The sequence below is a fragment of the Kocuria salina genome, from assembly GCF_013368965.1.
In the GTDB taxonomy this organism is placed as follows: Bacteria; Actinomycetota; Actinomycetes; order Actinomycetales; family Micrococcaceae; genus Kocuria; species Kocuria rosea.
In genome coordinates this window covers 1-700 of sequence record NZ_SSSF01000051.1, presented here as the reverse complement: position 1 = coordinate 700, position 700 = coordinate 1, and the positions used below count along the sequence as shown (strand labels likewise).

Below are 700 nucleotides of genomic sequence, written 5' to 3'. Positions count from 1 at the left end.
GGGAGCTCGACCCCCGCAATCGTTGATCGCCGGGTTCATCGACCAGATGAGGTCCGAAGGCTACGCGGTCGAGTCGATCTGCGCGGTCCTGCGCGAGCAGGGCGTGCCGATCGCCGCGAGAACCTACCGCTCCTGGAAGCAACCCGGTCGGCAGCCTGCCGCGCGCACGGTCAGCGACGCGATCGTCATGGATGCGCTGCTGGCCACCGTGGGCACCCCGGAGGGCCTCTACGGCCGGCGGAAGATGACCGCCTACCTGCGCCGGTGTGGGCTGGCAGTGGCCCACTGCACGGTGGATCGACTGATGCGCTCCCTCGGGCTGGCCGGGGTGGTCCGAGGCCGGCGGGTGCGCACCACGATCCCGGCCAAGGATGGGACGCGGGCGTCGGATCTGCTCAACCGCAACTTCACCGCCGCGGCCCCGAACACCGTGTGGGTCGCCGACTTCACCTACGTGCGCACCTGGGCCGGATTCGTCTACGTCGCCTTCATCGTCGATGTCTTCGCCCAGCGCATCGTGTCCTGGAACGCCGCCACCACCCGCACGACGGATCTGGTGCTCACCTGCCTGCGAATGGGCCGGTGGGACCGCACCCGTCAGGGCCTGGTGCTGCCGGAGGGGCTGATCCATCACCACGACGCCGGGTCCCAGTACACGGCGCTGCGCTTCACCGAGCATCTGGCCCTGGAGGGGATGGCC

The 700-nt window shown here is 69.9% G+C and carries 1 protein-coding gene; it reads left to right on the top strand.

Translation table 11 applies throughout. From position 1 onward, the window contains the following. Window positions 1-700: IS3 family transposase (locus tag E7Z53_RS19890; RefSeq protein WP_255219731.1), on the top strand; the 700-nt coding region annotated here is incomplete at both ends.